Annotated in this window: 13 protein-coding genes and 1 pseudogene; 6 read left to right on the top strand and 8 right to left on the bottom strand. The window is 35.7% G+C overall.

The window, feature by feature from the left end; translation table 11 throughout:
• Positions 1 to 32 precede the first annotated feature (32 nt).
• From F6K40_RS00390 to F6K40_RS00375, 4 genes are all read left to right on the top strand, one after another.
• Positions 33 to 1,025, top strand: coding sequence for a diguanylate cyclase regulator RdcB family protein (locus F6K40_RS00390; protein WP_293129774.1), 993 nt, complete (start codon positions 33 to 35; stop codon positions 1,023 to 1,025).
• Complete coding sequence (locus tag F6K40_RS00385) at positions 1,022 to 2,011, top strand: patatin-like phospholipase family protein (protein WP_293129771.1); 990 nt, start codon at positions 1,022 to 1,024, stop codon at positions 2,009 to 2,011. Before F6K40_RS00390 ends, F6K40_RS00385 begins: the two co-directional genes overlap by 4 nt.
• A gap of 40 nt (positions 2,012 to 2,051) precedes the next feature.
• Positions 2,052 to 2,294 carry a hypothetical protein gene (locus tag F6K40_RS00380; RefSeq protein ID WP_293129768.1) on the top strand — a complete coding sequence of 81 codons (243 nt, stop codon included), beginning with the start codon at positions 2,052 to 2,054 and terminating at the stop codon, positions 2,292 to 2,294.
• Positions 2,295 to 2,521: 227 nt separating this feature from the next.
• Positions 2,522 to 2,875: a type II toxin-antitoxin system RelE/ParE family toxin gene (locus F6K40_RS00375; protein ID WP_293129765.1), complete on the top strand. Its 354-nt coding sequence runs from the start codon at positions 2,522 to 2,524 to the stop codon at positions 2,873 to 2,875.
• Between the two features lie 120 nt (positions 2,876 to 2,995).
• Here the strand turns inward: F6K40_RS00375 and F6K40_RS00370 are convergent, their stop codons facing one another.
• From F6K40_RS00370 to F6K40_RS00350, 5 genes are all read right to left on the bottom strand, one after another.
• Entirely contained in the window at positions 2,996 to 5,206 is a 2,211-nt protein-coding gene (locus tag F6K40_RS00370) for a peptidase domain-containing ABC transporter (protein WP_293129762.1), read from the bottom strand.
• A 748-nt stretch (positions 5,207 to 5,954) separates the two neighbouring features.
• Positions 5,955 to 6,200: a hypothetical protein gene (locus F6K40_RS00365; RefSeq protein ID WP_293129759.1), complete on the bottom strand. Its 246-nt coding sequence runs from the start codon at positions 6,198 to 6,200 to the stop codon at positions 5,955 to 5,957.
• Positions 6,201 to 6,842: 642 nt separating this feature from the next.
• Positions 6,843 to 7,031: a hypothetical protein gene (locus tag F6K40_RS00360; protein ID WP_293129756.1), complete on the bottom strand. Its 189-nt coding sequence runs from the start codon at positions 7,029 to 7,031 to the stop codon at positions 6,843 to 6,845.
• A gap of 742 nt (positions 7,032 to 7,773) precedes the next feature.
• Positions 7,774 to 8,019, bottom strand: a complete 246-nt coding sequence (locus tag F6K40_RS00355; RefSeq protein WP_293129753.1) for a hypothetical protein — start codon at positions 8,017 to 8,019, stop codon at positions 7,774 to 7,776.
• Positions 8,020 to 8,065: 46 nt separating this feature from the next.
• Positions 8,066 to 8,227, bottom strand: coding sequence for a hypothetical protein (locus tag F6K40_RS00350; RefSeq protein WP_293129750.1), 162 nt, complete (start codon positions 8,225 to 8,227; stop codon positions 8,066 to 8,068).
• A gap of 106 nt (positions 8,228 to 8,333) precedes the next feature.
• On the opposite strand from F6K40_RS00350, the gene F6K40_RS00345 reads away from it, so the two are divergent.
• Positions 8,334 to 9,416, top strand: coding sequence for an HlyD family secretion protein (locus tag F6K40_RS00345; protein WP_293129746.1), 1,083 nt, complete (start codon positions 8,334 to 8,336; stop codon positions 9,414 to 9,416).
• 821 nt (positions 9,417 to 10,237) lie between these two features.
• A complete protein-coding gene (locus F6K40_RS00340) occupies positions 10,238 to 10,456 on the top strand; it encodes a DUF4327 family protein (protein ID WP_293129743.1) in 219 nt (72 codons plus the stop codon).
• Positions 10,457 to 11,322: 866 nt separating this feature from the next.
• On the opposite strand, the gene F6K40_RS00335 is transcribed toward F6K40_RS00340, so the two are convergent.
• The 3 genes and pseudogenes from F6K40_RS00335 to F6K40_RS00325 all read right to left on the bottom strand — a co-directional run.
• Positions 11,323 to 12,546: a protein kinase domain-containing protein gene (locus F6K40_RS00335; protein ID WP_293129740.1), complete on the bottom strand. Its 1,224-nt coding sequence runs from the start codon at positions 12,544 to 12,546 to the stop codon at positions 11,323 to 11,325.
• A gap of 213 nt (positions 12,547 to 12,759) precedes the next feature.
• Positions 12,760 to 14,952, bottom strand: a complete 2,193-nt coding sequence (locus F6K40_RS00330) for a serine/threonine phosphatase (protein WP_293129737.1) — start codon at positions 14,950 to 14,952, stop codon at positions 12,760 to 12,762.
• Between the two features lie 45 nt (positions 14,953 to 14,997).
• Positions 14,998 to 17,264 (bottom strand): annotated as a pseudogene (locus F6K40_RS00325) (hypothetical protein); the annotation flags it as partial.

Genomic DNA, 17,264 nt, shown 5'->3' with positions numbered 1-17,264 from the left:
ATATGAAATTTTAGAAATTTAGGAGTCATCAAATGGAATCTTTCGAGAGATTACAACGTCGAGTTCCCTTAGTTAGTGATAAAACTTTACTTGCTCTGGTTAATGGTATTCAAATTAGTCGTGGATTAGTTAGTTATCGCAAAAGTCAAGGCTTCTTTGGTAAACTGCTTGATAACCTAACAGGGAGTGATTTTAAACGTCAGATGCTACTAGAAGGAAATTTAGTTGCAGGTCAAGAAGCTTTACATAACTGGATACTTGAACTAACAGATTCAGTTAACATTAGTAAAGTTGCTTTATATACAACTCAAAATTCACTTCTAGAAGCTCGAAATGCAATAAGAAATCATCGACAGGAATTACTAAATAATCAACAACAATTAATTGCTTTTGGTGAGAAGTTTAATCAACTGGCAACCGAGGTTCATGGGCGAGTCAATGAATTAGAAAGCCGTATTAAAAAACTAGAAATAAAAAGTGCAGCAAGAGATGATTTTGAGAGAATTTTCAGTTCCTGGTCTGCAAAACAAACCTATACTAAGCTACCTTGGGTATTTCAAGTAGTTTTTTTGGTAAGAGAAGTATTTAGTAGTTCTGTAGCAATATATGAAATTGAGTCTGGTGATACTGAATATTTCCGAGACTTATTAGGAAATAAAATTATTGCAGAAAGTAAAGATTTACCCGATCACTTTTTTGATCTTCATCAATTATACGATCAAGGATGGCAACAATTACAGTCAACAGATTTAGAGTTGACAATGGGTTTGCTAGAAACTCGCTTTTTACCAAGAGAAAGACTTGTTGAAATGCCCTATTATTTCACATTAGGAACTACTTTAGAATTAGCAAGTTTACCAGAGCAAGTTCGTCCTGAGAAACCAGCAGAATGTGCAATTGAGATTTGTCGTTCTCAAATTAACCGATTAGATTACACCACTGACGTCCGAGATTTTGTCCGTCAAAATGTTCAAGAGATTGCTAATGATAGTATTACCATTTTATCTAGGAGTCCGAAACTATGAATCAATCACTATCTCCTGATTTTTCTAACAAATCTTTAAAAATCACCTCTTTTGATAAAGACTCAGAACACAAGATTGGTTTAGTGCTTGCTGGTGGTGGTGCAAAGGGAGCTTATGAAGCAGGAGCTTTACGCTACTTAGCTGAAATTAATTTTGCTCCTCACGCGATCGCGGGTACTAGCATTGGAGCTTTGAATGGAGCAGTTATTGCATCATACCCAGATTTCTCAGTCGCAGTGGAGCAACTGAATGTTTTATGGGATAAACTAGGTTCAGAAAAAGTCTTGCACTTAAATCCTGGTAAAACAGGTTTAGATCGCGATAAAGTATCTTTATTTAATCCCGATCCAATTGAGAAGTTACTCAAGCAAGCAGTTAAACCTGCTGCGATACGAAGTGGTAAGGAGCTTTGGGTTGCGGTATTTCCAGCCTTAAAAATTCCTGGCATAAATTACGATCATTTGCTAGGAATGGTTCGAGTTTTGGCAGGATCGTCAGCAAAATGGTTAAGGGTTCAAGATTGCGGAGACGATGAGTTACTTTATAGTTTATTACTAGCAAGTGCTGCCATTCCTTTTGCATTCCCTCCACGAGAAATAAACGGGAAATATTATGTTGATGGAGCTTTAGGGGATAATGTACCTTTAGGTGCTTTATCAAAAGAGGGTTGTACTCATGCGATTGTTATTCATCTTGAAAATGCTGGTACCTGGAATCGTGATGATTTCCCAGAACAAGCAATTATAGAAATTCGTCCTACTCAATCTTTGAATAAAAATCAAGCTCTAATTGCTGGAGATATTACCAGTATGTTAGACTTTAGCTCAGAGCGAATTAGCCAACTTAAAAAACTAGGATATCAAGATGCTAAATATTGCTTAGAACCTATCTTGAAAAGTTTTACCAGTCTTAGTGAGCTACGCTTACAAGATGATATTCTGAGAAATCAAACAGAGGAACTTCAAAGAGATGATCCTGTATGGTAAAACAACATTAAATTATCAATCAAAATATCAACAATATATTATGTCAATTACAATCAACCTAACTCCAGAATTAGAAGCACGACTCCAGGAAAAAGCAACTCAAGAAGGGCAAGATATTTCCCTAGTTGCCAGCGAATTACTTGCCAGAGTTTTAGACTGGGAAACTGCCGATACCGAAGCAGCTATTAAAGGTATTCAGCAAGGATTAGATGATTTTGAAAATGGTCGATTTAGTTCTTTTGATGAATTTGCTGAAGCACAACGTCGTAAATATAATTTATAGCCTTAAGCGTTCAGCTAAACCCAAAACTATTGGTTTTCAACAATTAATAATTAATAATGAATAATTAATAATTATTAATTGTTGAAAAGAAGAGGATTGACTCATACATACAATTTTTATTTATTATCCCCTATCCAAGGGGAGGCTTTAAACCAAAATTTTTCGGTAAAGGATTTTGATTTTATTAACATTCTAATACTTTTTTGTAGTGCTGTACTAATGAAAGAATGACATATCAAATAGAAATTTCCAGCGTTGCACAAGCAGAAGCAGATAGAGCATTTCAATGGTTGTGTCAAGTTGTATCAATTGAAACAGCAAGACATTGGTATCAAGAGCTATTAAAGACTATTGAATCTCTGTCAGAAATGCCTAAACGTTGTCCTTTAGCACGGGAAAATAACTACTTCAGCAAAGAAATTCGGCAACTTCTCTACCGTAGGGGACGTCATTCATATCGAATTATTTTCACTATTGTAGAAAGTCAAGACATTTCGATTGTTCGAGTTCTTCATCTTCGCCATGCTGCACAACAAACAATTGGTAAAAGTCAAGATGAGACTGATAGTGGAAAGGAATGACTGATAGGTGGGTAGCACTATCGTCTCAACGGAGCTAGACACGAATTTGGCCGCAAATCCAGGGATAATGCCAAATAATTAATCCGTTTATCCGTGCCCAAATCTGTGTCTAGCTACTAGCTAAGGATTCAAAAAGTCTAAATGATTCCCATGTTTTGCCCGTAAAGATTCAACAGAACCTTCCAATTCTAACTTTCCACGATTCAATAAAATAATCCAATCAGCTCTACTAATAACCCTCGGTCTGTGACTAATAAAAATAGTAGTTTTCCCTCGACGATAAGATAATAAACTCTCCAAAACTTCCGACTCAGCGATTGGATCTAAACCAGAAGTTGACTCATCCAAAATTAAAACATACGGATCATTAACAATACCTCTAGCTATTGCCAAACGCTGCCTTTGTCCGCCAGAAATATTAGCTCCAAACTCCCCTAAAACCGTTTGATACTTATCAGGTAAACGACTAATAAATTCATCCGCCCCAGAAATTTGACAAGCTTCAACAATTTTTTCAAATGTTACCCCCGGCGCTGCTAAATAGAAATTTTCAAGAATTGAACGACTCCAAAAATGAGCATCTTGAGGAACTAATACAACCTGTTTTCTCAGAGAATTTATATCTAAATCTTGCAAATTATAAATACCAATTTGAACATTGCCAGATTGTACAGGATATAAACCAGCAATTAATTTAGCGATCGTACTTTTACCACAACCAGACTCACCAATTAAAGCAATAGACTTACCCCCAGGAAACCTCACAGAAAAATTTTCTAATAAATCAATTCTCCCGGCGTAGTGAAAACTAACATTAGAGCAAATAATATCAGAATTATCCTTAATTTTAGCCTCCGGTTTTTGATGCTTTTCATCAGTTTCTGGAGGATAATCAATTACTTCTGAAAGTCGTCGAGTAGCAGTCTGAACCTTTGCCAATTCATCCATCAATCCCACCAACGTACTAACCAAAGTTGACACATATTGATTCATAGCAATAAAAGCCAATAACTGACCAATACTTAATTGTTGAGCGATAACTAAATTACTGCCAAACCACAACAGAAAAATATTAGCAATATTACTAACTAAACCCGAAAAAACATCATTGACAATTCCAATCTGAGTAGTTCTAAAACTCAAATTAGCCAACTTGCCAAACCTACCTTGATATTCTTCCCAAAACTGAGCAGCACTAGAAGTAGTTTTGAGAGTCATTGCCCCCTTAAAAGTCTCCACTAAAACACCCTGAGTTTCTGCTTCTAAAGCAAATAAACTTCTAGTTTTTTGCTGTAATATCGGCAGCAAAGCAATAGTTGATAAAGTCATAACCACCGCCATAAAAACAGCAACTATAGTCAGGGAAAAACTATAAAGGCACATCACAATCAAAGAAACCAAAGCAATAAAAAATTGACTAGGCAAACTCACAATTACTTGGGAAACCAACTGATTAATCTCTTTAATATCCGTCAGCCTACTAACAATTTCACCACTACGTCGCGTCTCATAATAATTCAATGGCAAACGTAAAATTTGTCTGCCAAATTCCATCACTAATCCCAACTCCAAACGTTGAGCAAAATGAGCAATCATATTAGATTGAACTAACTCCAGACAACTGCTAAAAATATTCATCACAATTACAGCAATTACCACACTTGTAAGTAACTGAAAATCGCCCCGAACAAGCACATCATCAGTCAGAATTTGTACCAAAAAAGGAGAAGCGATCGAAAGTAAACCTAAGACAATGTTTAGGAGAAATACCTGAATAATAATTTGCCGATAATACCAAACTCGTCTCAGCAATCTGCTAATACTACTTACCTTTTCATCAGCCTCAGAAAAAAAGCGTTTTGCATCAGGTTCTACCAATAAACAAACCCAATCTTCCCAAGCTTCAGCTAATTCTTTTTCAGACAAAAAACGAATCCCAATAGCAGGGTCAGCAATTACATATTTATCTCCTTGTTTGCCATACAAAACCACCCAATGATAGCCTTGCCAATGAATAATTGCTGGCAAAGGAGCTTGGTCAATTTTATTTAAAATTCCTGGATTTGCTTTGACAGACCTAGCATTAAAACCGATAGTATCTGCACCTTGTTTTAAACCTAATAATGTCGTTCCTTGTTGATTAGTACCTATAGTTTCTCTAATCCGATTAATTGTTAAATTACGACCATGATATTTAGCAATAGAAGCTAAACAAGCCGCTCCACAATCTTCCTCACTTTGCTGAAGAATTATTGGATATTTATTAAAGTTATTTATTTCACGCTCAGTAGATGCTTTTGGTAATATTGGAACTGGTACAATGTCTAACATAATGATTTAATTTAAAAATAACTAACCGCTAGGCGGAATTCAAAATTCAAAAGTATTGGTTAGCAAGGCTTTTAGGATTTTATAACTGGTAAATTATTTCTGCAATCCTACACTAGATTGATGGTAAACATTAAGCCTTCAGCTAGCCTCTTGCAGAGGAACTTTATTAACAGTTATCAGCTTTAATTACCTTTAAAGAAGGATGTATTCAAGAATTAACAATTAACAATTAATTCTTAATTCTTAATTACCTCTCCCTAACCTAAAAGGGAGAGCATTGACAAAGAAGGAAAAAAATTTATTTTTCTCCTTGAAAGGGGAGACTTTAAAGGTGAATAATTATTAATTATTCGGTAAAAATGGAGATTTAGAAGTATATCTTTTGCTTGCTTTATTTATTAAAAAGCTAAGAGCTAACTGCTAATAGCTGAATACTTACAACTAATGAATTATGCTATACTAAATAACTCTTTCTCTTAACAAACAATCAAATCAGAAAAAAGCACCTATAAAGCTAATAAAGCTATAGGTGCTTAATAGTGTTAAGTAATAAGTAATACCTCTGCCTGTTTGCTCCGCATTCCGCAGGAAAGTCAGAGAATTCAAAAAATGATGAATACGCAAGAATTTTTCTTCATGAATGAAGAGGCTTTAAACCTTCATTTTCGGGCTTGATTTTACTCCTTACTCCTTACTCCTTACTCCTTACTCATTACTCATTACTCATTACTCATTACTCATTAGGCTTCTAGTAGCAACCACCACGACGGTAGCCACGATAACCATAGCCATAACCAGCACGACGGTAGCCATAACGTACAGGGCGACTATATCCATAACCACCATAGTAATAGCCACGGCGACCGTAACCATAACTTACAGAGCGACCGCGACCATAACCACCACAACCACAACCATGACCACCATTAATAGTCGCAGAATCTTCAGTAGAAATATCAGAAAATAGTTCGTTATTTTGAGTTTCTTGCATCATTTTTTCCTCAGATTTAATTGAATCAACAAGCTAGTTTAAACTTAGATTTATTTATCCAACTATCTCGTGATTTGTAATAGATTATTCTTTAGGTAAATTAGAGATTCAGGATATTTTTTCTGTTTCTATTAATAGTGGCTGATTCTTCATAAAAAAGGTCATAAAATAGTTTGCTGTTTTGAGTTTCTTGCATAAGATTATCCTCTGCTTTATTTCGATTTACAAGATAGTTAAAATCTCTATAATTTATTTTTTTAAATTATCTTTAACTATCTTGTAATTTGTAAGCATTCAGCTATTAACCAGCCTCTTTCAGAGGAGCTTCGCTAACAGCTCTCAGCAAACCCTATCTAAACCTTAAAAAGCTTTTAAATGAATACAACCTTTAAAGTCGGCTTTGATAGTAAGATTCAATTTACCTCAACTAATAAAGCTTTTTTCTCAAACTAAAATAAATAGCTGACCACTGAATGCTTACTGCTGAATACTTACTGTAATTTCCGCTCTATTATTCGTTAGTTACTTTCAGCATCCGGATATTTTTTTCCTGATTATCTGCTATTTATGAGCAGAAAAAAAAGCATTAAAAAATTTACTTTTTTTTCAATTAATCAGGATAAAACTACTATTAAAAAGTTTTAATTAGTAACAGCCGCCATAGTAGCGACGACGGGAGTAGTAACGTACAGGCCGACGAGAATAACGACGATAGCCATAACCAGAATAAAGGCGACGACGATAACGACCATAATATCCATGACCGCCATTAATAGTAGCAGACTCTTCAGTAGAAAGGTCAGTAAAGAGTTGATTATTTTCTTTTTCTTGCATCAATATTTTCCTCAAGGTTAATTACATTAGTAAGGTTTAATAATTCCTGTTTACTACTAGGAATTACAATTTATTCTTCCTTAGTAGTTATCAACATCCGGATAGATACTGAGCTAAATATTTTTTCATTAAATTTAATTGAATCATTATTGTTTTCAAGAGGATATATAAATCAAAAACTCAATATTTATGTATAGTTCAGTCAGAATAATTGCACAAAATAATTCTATAGCATTACTATAGCAATCAGGAATGAGATGTGAGAAAAAACTGTAGGGGTTTGGAGGCAAAATCAAAACTAAGATGGGGTTTGGAGACCAAACCCCTACGATCAAATATTACAAATGTAAATTACAACTGATTGCTATATAGCAATTCCCATGCTGGTGAGGTACAAAATTCCTTGGTTTTAGGGAACAGGGAACAGGGAACAGGGAATAGGGAATAGGAAACAGGGAATAGGAAATAGGAACAAATAAAGATAGGTGTACCTCACGATTGCTGAGAAACGCTATATATGCCACAACTTAGGAACAGCATACTTAAGGGTTTTGGTAAATAAAACCCCCGGTTGTTTTTCTGTTTACTTAAAATATTTATAGGTTAATTTATTAACCATAAAAGTTATAAATAATATTTCCATATTATCTACTTTGGTAATCCTATAACTTGATTTAAATGTCTGTTTCAGTCACAAGTAACCATGAGAATATAATATGATTTAAAGAAGAAAAATTTCAAATTAGTAGTAGCCTCTTATATTCCCCTTATAATAATTAGAATTATAACGTTGATAGTTAGGAGAATTACGGTTATAACCGTAATAAGTGCGAGGACAAAGTTGAAAACCTAAAAAACTACGGCGATATTGAGAATTTTCATTGTAACCCCCATTAATTCTCGTAGATTCTTCTAAATTTAATTCTGTAAAAAGTTGCTTTTGTTGAGATTCTGGCATGATAACTTCCTTATGGTTAATAATTTTCATAAAATAGCAGTAATCTTTACTGATTTCTTGAACTTCTGAAGGAATTTTAATTTATATTTCCCAAATAATCTGCAGTATCCGGATTTTTGCCAACTTCTATGATAATTTTATGTTGAGCATTAACTTTAATCCTAATTTCTAGCAGTTTGAACTTGATCCGGATCGCTGACAAAATAACTTCTAAGCTAGAGAATTTTCTTAGATTCAATTCTCTTACGGTTTTAACCAGAGGTAATTATCTATTATCCATTATCCATTGTTATTGCCATTCATTTAGCAAACTATCAATTTAGTCTCAAAACAATTATTTTAAAATGATGTTCAATAATTCTAATTCTATAGAAGTACAACCCCTAGAAAGTGATGAATTTCTTCCTCCTATGAGTCGTTGGAATAAGATAGGAGGAATGTTCTTAGTGGGAACATTTGGTGCAGCTATTACCCTAATGAGTGTAGTCAAGTATAATCCTACTGTGAGAACAGAAGCTATTGCTCGTCCAACAGGAGATGTAAGAATTGTTCAAGCACTTACAGAAGGTAAAGTTGACAGTATAGAAGTCAATGAAAATCAAGCAGTCCAGATGGGAGACGCGATCGCACGCATAGATGAATCTGCTCTGATAGGTCAAAAAAATCAACTACAAGAAAAAATTAGACAGTGCAACATTGAATTAGAACAGATTAATCAACAAATATCTGCTCTAGAAGTTCAAATCTTAGCTACTGCTAGACCTTATAATTTTCAGCAGGAGCGATCGCCGACAACAGCAAATAATCAGATAGATGAATCATCCATTGAGTCAGCTATTTTAGAACTATCCCGATCTTTGCCTACAGTTGCTCAACAGTTTGCTAAAGATAGACGCGATCTAATAGTCAAGCGAACCGAACTAATTAAAGAATTGACTGCTGGTAACAGAGAACTAGAACAGATCAATACTAACCTCGATCGTAGCGTAATTATTGCTCCTGCAAATGGTACTATACTGAGGTTATCTTTGCGTAACCCTGGGCAAACTGTCGAACCAGGAGCAGCGATCGCTCAAATTGTTCCTAGTAACGCAGCTTTAGTATTTAAAGGCAGAGTTACAGCAGCAGATATTGCCAGAGTAAAAGTAGGACAACCCGTGCAAATTCGGGTTTCAGCTTATCCTTTCCCTGATTATGGTATTCTAAAAGGAACTGTCAGTTCAATTTCTCCAGATGCTATCGCCCCAGAAGTGCTTCGAGAAGCTTATTATGAGGTAACAATAGAACCCGAACAACCTTACTTAGTCAAAGGCGATCGTCAATATCCGATCCAACCAGGAATGGAAGGTAGAGCTGATATTATTTCTTCACAGGAGACTGTATTAACTTTTGTTCTCAGAAAAGTTAGATTGTTAACTGATTTTTAGTTCAGGACTTACGCAGGTGAACCCAGAAACCAGGTTTCTCGTAGACATTTATTGCTCAAAACAATGATTTATCCTAGAAACCGGGTTTCGCATGCGTAAGTCCTATAGTTATTAGACCTCTCTGGAAAAGAGGGAGTAAGGGCGATGCGCAAATCGCTCGTACGAGAGGAGTGGGAAAGAATTGATGATTTATGCGGGTGGGATTGATTTGATTTTTGATTATCGGATATGTTTATTAGTATTTTGTCCTATCCAAGAAGTAGGATAAATGCTGATCGACTAATTAGGATAACTCAGTATACTAAAAATTACTCATTGCTATTAGACATCTCCGATAATTAAAAATCAAATAAATTATCGTACAGAAATAATCGATTCTTTTTCCCTATTCCCTATTCCCTATTCCCTATTCCCTCTTTTCCGGAGAGGTCTATTGATCGTCTTCAGAATTTATCATTTCCACGATTAACTAAATTTATCCTTTCAGGCTAACTAAATCTTGATTTATATCTACTGGCGTGTTATAATCTCAAGTATAATCAAAAAAAAGATTGTTTACCTATTTAGGGATATCATTTTTGCATATCACATTAATGAATTTTTTTCAAGTAAGAAAACACATAAAAACCCACGAAGCATAAACAAATCTTACCATTGGTTTAAAAGAATTTAGTTGTACTTATAATGGCTTGCCAAAAGTAAGTATGCTAAAGTATAAACATATAAAGCACCTTCTCCAAGGCCACGAAAAATCCACGAATCGGTAAAAGTGAGAATGGGAAGGTAGCCTTTAGCAGAATTTAAAAAAATTAAGAGGTATTATGAGCCAACAGGTTATACACCCGATGGATAAACTCCAGCGTCAGGTGAATTCCCTTCTGAAATCTAATATAATCAAGCCAACAGATAGTATCTGGAAGATTGCCCTGCTTTTCGGGGATAAGTGGCATTTTTGGAAAAAAGAACTGCAAGAGTTTGGTTTTTCGATGGAAGATCCAATTAGTGAACTATTAGCTGTAGAAGCTTGGGAAGAAGATTAGTTTATTAGCTTTCCGCTCAGACTTAACTTAAGCTGGTAAAGACGAAGACGTGATAGTTATCTGTTGAAGGGTTTGTAACTGTTGGCTATAATCTGGTATTATTTCCAATAATCTAATCTATATTTATGGTACTAGGATTTAAGAGCATTGACTTAATCAAAGAATAACGATATAACCAGAATATGGCTTGTCAGTAGATAGAGATTTAAACGCCAGTATTAATTTAAGAGATGCGGTTTGCTTGACCCTCAATTCCTGTGGAGGTCTTGCTGCCGACAGTTCCGGTGGCAGCAAGGGACGTTTTCGCTACGCGACATGAAACGCTATGCGACATGTTTGCGTTAGCGCAGCTCCTCTGAAAGAGGCAGCATTCCGGAACGGAAAACGCATTAATGCTCAAGCAACGTCCGTACACAGTAAAATGTCACTTGTTTTGACGTTTTATATCGGTTTTATGAAGCAGTGAGTTGCACCCTGCAAATCAGCAAAAAACATGGGTAAACACGAGCTTTGTAGCTCGTCACGATTGGAATTAGGGATTATGGTTAACTATAAATATCCTTAATCATAATTCTATCAGTTCTGATAGCAAAATTCAATTTCCTACTGCTATTGATTATTGATTTGCATAAGCTTTTAGTAGCAATGGTTAAACCTCAGAACTATTGGTATTATGAAGTTTCCCTCAACAGATCCCGATAGACACTTTCAGGCATTGATCAGAAGCTTGGAAACGTCTTGATATCGCTGATACCTAATCTGATTGACAAAATAGATCGATCATTTTTTCCTGTTATCTCCTTTCAGAAATAACGCACCTAAGTCAGATTTAGTATCAGCTTATGAAAACTGATGATGTTTGCTTTTTAAAGACAATTCTTCAATGCTTCTGCTAACTCTGGGGCAGCTTGATAGCGATCGCTAGGCAATGGTTGTGTCACCTTTTCGATAACTTCCCGTAATTGTGGTGTAATAGTGGGAACGCCTTCAATATGAAAGCGATAACCATCACCACGATTTTCATAAAACTTCATTGGACTTTGACTTGTAAGCACAAAAATCAGAGTTGCACCAACCGCATACAAATCAGATTGAGTTAAAGGTTGCCCGCGATCTTGTTCGGGGGCGCTATAACCTTCTGCACCAATTCGCGTGCCCAAAGGTGTTCCGATCTCTTTGACTGCCCCAAAATCTAAAACCACTATCTGATTATCGCGACGGCGCACTAAAAGATTAGCAGGTTTAATATCCCGGTGAATAAGTGGAGGATCTTGTGAGTGAATATATTCTAAGACTTCACAAGTTTGAATCATCCACTCTATTGCCTGTTGTGGTAAAATCGGTCCTTGAGTAACAATGCGTTTCTCCAGATCCTGACCATGAATCATTTCCATTGCCAAATATTTCTTGTCTTCTTCCACAAAAAAATCGAAAAACTCAGGAATACCCGGATGGTTTAATGATTTCAGCGCTCTAGCTTCTCGCTCAAATAATTCTTGAGCTTTACGAATTTGAGCCATATCAGCGTTCATTTCCTTCAGTACCACTAAAGCAGCAGCAGGGGAAGCGCTCATACCTGGCAAATTATTTCGCTCCCGATCCCAAGCCAAATAAGTAGTACCCATGCCACCTTGACCCAATATCCGTAAAACTTGATACTGACGAATACTGCGTTCAACCTGAATTGGTTGACCACAATAGATGCAGAATAAATTTCCCGGTGGGTTATCACCAGCACGGGGACAACATTGCTGAGGAATTTTTGCAGCAGATGGAGGCTGAACTTGAAACTTTAAAATCGGGCCACCTCTTGCTAACTGTATCAGGGAACCATCAGAAACGATCCCCTGAGACATCACAACTCCATTAACAAAAGTTCCATTTGTGCCTTGACTAACTAAGCGCCAAAGATTTCCAGATTGGGACTTTGATATTTTATGTAACTCTAGATGGTATCGGGAAACTAAGCTATCAGATAAAACAATATTATTATCAGGAGAGCGACCAATCTTAATTATTGATTCGCTTTGAAAATCCCAATTTTTTAAAGGAGTATTTTTTTCAGGGTCTAGGAGGGTTAACCTAATCACAATTTATTAAAGTAGGGAGTAAAGTCAAAATTCAAAATTCAAAATTCAAAAGTTAGAAGCTAGAAGCTAGATTTGAGCGGATAAAAACTTTGACAACACAATAGTGCAATTATTTGACATTTAAAGTTTGAAACTGTTTGTGACATATTTAAAGTGAATTGGTATTAGAAATTTAAGATATCTTCGCGCTTTGCCTGTATCAAAAAAATTTCTCTAATCTTGTTGTGTCTTGACTAAAGCACGAATCACAATTGCTGTAATATTATCGTGACCATTATATTCATTTGCCAAATCAATTAACTTACTTACACCCAACTCCAAATTAGCTTGTTTGTCTAAAAGTGGTTCCAGGTGAGTTTGCCAATGATTTTCCAAAAGCTGATTATCTGTTAAACCATCAGAGGCTAAAATTAACAGACTATCCTCATTCAGATTCAAAAACTGTACATCAGGTCTGACAAAATTTTCATCTCGTGGTCCTAACGCTTGAGTCAATTGATAAGCATCGGGGCGACTATAAGCTATTTCTGGTTCAACTCCGCGATTAATTTCTCTTTGACCTACTTCATGATCTAGAGTAATCTGTTCTAAACCTCCCTTACGAGAAAAACGATACAAACGACTATCCCCTACATGAGCTACAGCTACTTTTGTATCGTAAATCATTGCCATAACTAAAGTAGTACCCATTCGACTACTGCCAGAACGAACTTCTTGTTGGTTAATATCGTAAATTACCTCATTTGTCTGTAAGACTCCTTCTCGAATTTTTTCTTCTGAAGGCAAACCTACTGACCAACTACTTTCTGTTTTCAAGTATTGTTTAATAGTGTCTACCCCTAATTGACTAGCTATTTCTCCACTAGCGTGTCCTCCCATACCATCACAAAGTACATAAATTCCTTTCGCCTGAATAATTTTTTCTGTAGAAGTTTCCTGACTTTCTATCTGAGTTTGAATTCCAAAAGTATCTTCATTATGCTCCCGTTGACTGCCTACATCACTTTTACCGGAACTTTCCAAACTCATCAATTGTATTGGTAAAAGTTCGGTGTCTTGAGTCTCAATATTATCTACTATTTCTTTTGCAGAATCATTGGTTTGCAAAACTGTAGGTACAGATGTAATAGTTGGTAGAGGTTGTAAATTATCTTGAGTATTCATTAGATACGATCGCAATTCTTCAATAGTTTGTATCTCACCATTTCGCCAATCTTGAAATAAAGTTGTTATCCAACCAAATTGTGTACGTTGGGATTGCTCAAACAACCATTGCCAGAATAGCATTAAATCTCCCAGAGTTTTTGCTTCATCAGGTTTTGAGTATAAGCGTTGCAACTTGATAGAGTTGTTATCTGCTTGATTTACCCGGAGATTTTCATGTTCAAGTATACTTTGACAACAATCCGAGGGTGTTAGAGCTATCCACAGTTCGGTCATTTGTTGCAACCATGATAAAGTTTGTAGTTGGGAAAATCGTTGGTTTCCCCAGAGGTCAACTAATCGTGGCCAACTACTATAGTCGGCCAAAAGTAGTATTTCTTCCTCTGGCGATGTCGAATTTTCCACCCATTGCGTTCGCCAACTATCGTGAATAGCGGGCAAATATTGGGGTATTTGGGTATATAAAGCTATATACGGTTGGGCAATGATGGGAATAATTAAAGCTTCCATACCTTCGGGAGTTATTTGCTGATCACAATTATTTTTCAACCAAGTTTGAATAGGGGTTTCTTCTAGTGGGTAACGGTCTAATACTTGCAATACTACTGTTTGACCTTGGTTGCTTGCTGGTATAGTTTCCAATACTTGGTAGCGTTTTTGAGGGTCTAAGTATTTTTTTTCTGATGCAGTGGAGAGTATTTCTGTATTGTTTAAGGATAATGGATTCTCTGTGTTGACTGCTTCAGATATTGGACTAAGTATATCTAGAGTTGTTAATTCTAAATTATCTAAGTTCCCTATTGCTTTTGGTTGAGTTTCTTCTGTTTCTACATCTGAAACTGATGCAGTAAGAGCGCCTGGTTCTAGACTATCTTCTATTTCAATTTTCTCCTCCGAATTCTCAGGGGATTCTAAATTATCTTCAGATTCTTCAGTAAATATATCTGCTGCTGACTCTGCGGAATCATTGGCCAGGGAGCTTGCTCCTGTAGTGAATTCCTCTTGACTCAGTTTCTTAAGATTAATCTCTGGTATACTGGGAGTAGTAACTTCTATTTGATAGTAAATAATGGCCTTCCATAATTGACCTGTATAGGCTCCACAGTTGTGACATTGTAGAGCGGTCAAAGGGACTTCTAAGCCACATTGATGACAATTTTTGTGGGTTAAGGATGTACCACATTTTTGACAATATTTATGATTGTTAGGATTTTCAAACTCACATTGGGGACAGATGAGCATAATAGGAGGCTGTTCTGTGTCACAACTTCAACTATTGTAGAGCAACTAGAAGGGAATAGAAGTATTGCTATCTTCTAAAATTGTTTGGGTGGCGATCGCTTCTATTGTTTTTAGAGGTACTTCACAAAAATATTTTTGCCTAAATTGTTCTTCTGATACTGCTGCTAGGAACTTTTGGACTGTTTGGGATGAAGTTTCTGTTAAAGAAGTTCGGGCACAAGAGGCTTTTTGATTTTTGGTTTGATTCTGGATTATGTAAAAACTTCTGTCTTTATACTTGACATTAAATCCAAAATGTTGTATTGATTTGAAACCTAATTTAAGAGTAGCATCGCCAATATTTAACTTTTTTAGCAATTGATAACGAGTGACAGATTTGCCGGTACGGTTAAGATATTTGGCAATTCCCAGGAGTTTTTGCCAGATTTCTAGGGGAGGGACAATAGGGGGTTGGGAGTAGGCGATCGCTAATTTTTTCTGTTGATTTATTGCTCGTCGGAACCAGATTCGTAAGTCATTCCAGCTTGTGGGACATTGTGTAAGAATAATTAAGTCTTTTTCATTTTCTGGAGCTAAGACCTGAGACTTTTCACTAGCACTATAGTTTTGAGTATCAAATTTTGAATTTTCATTTTTGGGAAGGGATAGGTCTGACTTTTCACTAGCACTATAGTTCTGAGTATCAAATTTTGAATTTTCATTTTCGGAAAGGGATAGGTTTGACTTTTCACTAGCACTATAGTTCTGAGTATCAAATTTTGAATTTTCATTTCTCAAAGGCAAGACCTCAGACTTATCATTTGAATTTTCATTTCTCGGAGGCAAGACTTGAGACTTTTCGCTAGCACTATAGTTCTGATTATCTAATTTTGAATTTTCATTTTTGGGAAGAGATAGGTCTGACTTTTCACTAGCACTATAGTTCTGATTATCTAATTTTGAATTTTCATTTTTGGGAAGGGATAGGTCTGACTTTTCACTAGCACTACAGTTCTGAGTATCAAATTTTAAATTTCCATTTCCCGGAAGTAAGACCTGAGACTTTTCACTAGCACTATAGTTTGAAGTTAATATTTCTGAATTTCCATTTCCCGGAAGTAAGACCTGAGACTTTTCACTAGCACTATAGTTTGAAGTTAATATTTCTGAATTTTCATTTTTTGGAGTTAAGACCTCAGACTTATCATTTGAATTTTCATTTCTCGGAGGCAAGACCTGAGACTTTTCACTAGCACTATAGTTTGAAGTTAGGATTTTTGAATTTTCATTTCCCGGAGGCAAGACCTGAGACTTTTCACTAGCACTATAGTTTGAAGTTAGGATTTTTGAATTTTCATTTCCCGGAGGCAAGACCTGAGACTTTTCACTAGCACTATAGTTTGAAGTTAGGATTTTTGAATTTTCATTTCCCGGAGGCAAGACCTCAGACTTATCATTTGAATTTTCATTTCTCGGAGGCAAGACCTGAGACTTATCACTAGCACTATAGTTTTGAGTATCTAATTTTGAATTTCTATTTCCCGGAAGTAAGACCTGAGACTTTTCACTAGCACTATAGTTTGAAGTTAGGATTTCTGAATTTCTATTTCCCGGAAGTAAGACCTGAGACTTTTCACTAGCACTATAGTTTGAAGTTAGGATTTCTGAATTTTCATTTCCCGCAGGTAAGACCTCAAACTTATTATTTGAATTTTCATTTCTCGGAGGCAAGACCTGAGACTTATCACTAACACTGTTATGAGTATCAAATTTTAAATTTTCATTTTTGGGAAGAGATAGGTCTGACTTTTCACTAGCACTATAGTTTGAAGTTAGGATTTTTGAATTTTCATTTCCCGGAGGCAAGACCTCAGACTTATCATTTGAATTTTCATTTCTCGGAGGCAAGACTTGAGACTTTTCGCTAGCACTATAGTTCTGAGTATCTAATTTTGAATTTTCATTTTTGGGAAGAGATAGGTCTGACTTTTCAATAGCACTATAGTTTTGAGTATCAAATTTTGAATTTCCATTTCCCGGAAGTAAGACCTGAGACTTTTCACTAGCACTATAGTTTGAAGTTAATATTTCTGAATTTTCATTTTTTGGAGTTAAGACCTGAGACTTTTCACTAGCACTATAGTTTGAAGTTAATATTTCTGAATTTTCATTTTTTGGAGTTAAGACCTGAGACTTATCATTTGAATTTTCATTTCTCGGAGGCAAGACCTGAGACTTTTCACTAGCACTATAGTTTTGAGTATCTAATTTTGAATTTCTATTTCCCGGAAGTAAGACCTGAGACTTTTCACTAGCACTATAGTTTGAAGTTA

The sequence above is a fragment of the Okeania sp. SIO3I5 genome (assembly GCF_010672085.1).
Classification (GTDB): domain Bacteria; phylum Cyanobacteriota; class Cyanobacteriia; order Cyanobacteriales; family Microcoleaceae; genus Trichodesmium.
Note: the sequence above shows the minus strand (reverse complement) of the source record. Positions and strands in the feature narration are given on the sequence as shown.

Excerpts from the sequence above, each read along its gene's own strand:
- F6K40_RS00390 (WP_293129774.1), top strand. The coding sequence starts at position 33 with ATGGAATCTTTCGAGAGATTACAACGTCGAGTTCCCTTAGTTAGTGAT.
- F6K40_RS00385 (WP_293129771.1), top strand. The coding sequence starts at position 1,022 with ATGAATCAATCACTATCTCCTGATTTTTCTAACAAATCTTTAAAAATC.
- F6K40_RS00380 (WP_293129768.1), top strand. The coding sequence starts at position 2,052 with ATGTCAATTACAATCAACCTAACTCCAGAATTAGAAGCACGACTCCAG.
- F6K40_RS00375 (WP_293129765.1), top strand. The coding sequence starts at position 2,522 with ATGACATATCAAATAGAAATTTCCAGCGTTGCACAAGCAGAAGCAGAT.
- F6K40_RS00370 (WP_293129762.1), bottom strand. The coding sequence starts at position 5,206 with ATGTTAGACATTGTACCAGTTCCAATATTACCAAAAGCATCTACTGAG.
- F6K40_RS00365 (WP_293129759.1), bottom strand. The coding sequence starts at position 6,200 with ATGATGCAAGAAACTCAAAATAACGAACTATTTTCTGATATTTCTACT.
- F6K40_RS00360 (WP_293129756.1), bottom strand. The coding sequence starts at position 7,031 with ATGCAAGAAAAAGAAAATAATCAACTCTTTACTGACCTTTCTACTGAA.
- F6K40_RS00355 (WP_293129753.1), bottom strand. The coding sequence starts at position 8,019 with ATGAAAATTATTAACCATAAGGAAGTTATCATGCCAGAATCTCAACAA.
- F6K40_RS00345 (WP_293129746.1), top strand. The coding sequence starts at position 8,334 with ATGATGTTCAATAATTCTAATTCTATAGAAGTACAACCCCTAGAAAGT.
- F6K40_RS00340 (WP_293129743.1), top strand. The coding sequence starts at position 10,238 with ATGAGCCAACAGGTTATACACCCGATGGATAAACTCCAGCGTCAGGTG.
- F6K40_RS00330 (WP_293129737.1), bottom strand. The coding sequence starts at position 14,952 with ATGCTCATCTGTCCCCAATGTGAGTTTGAAAATCCTAACAATCATAAA.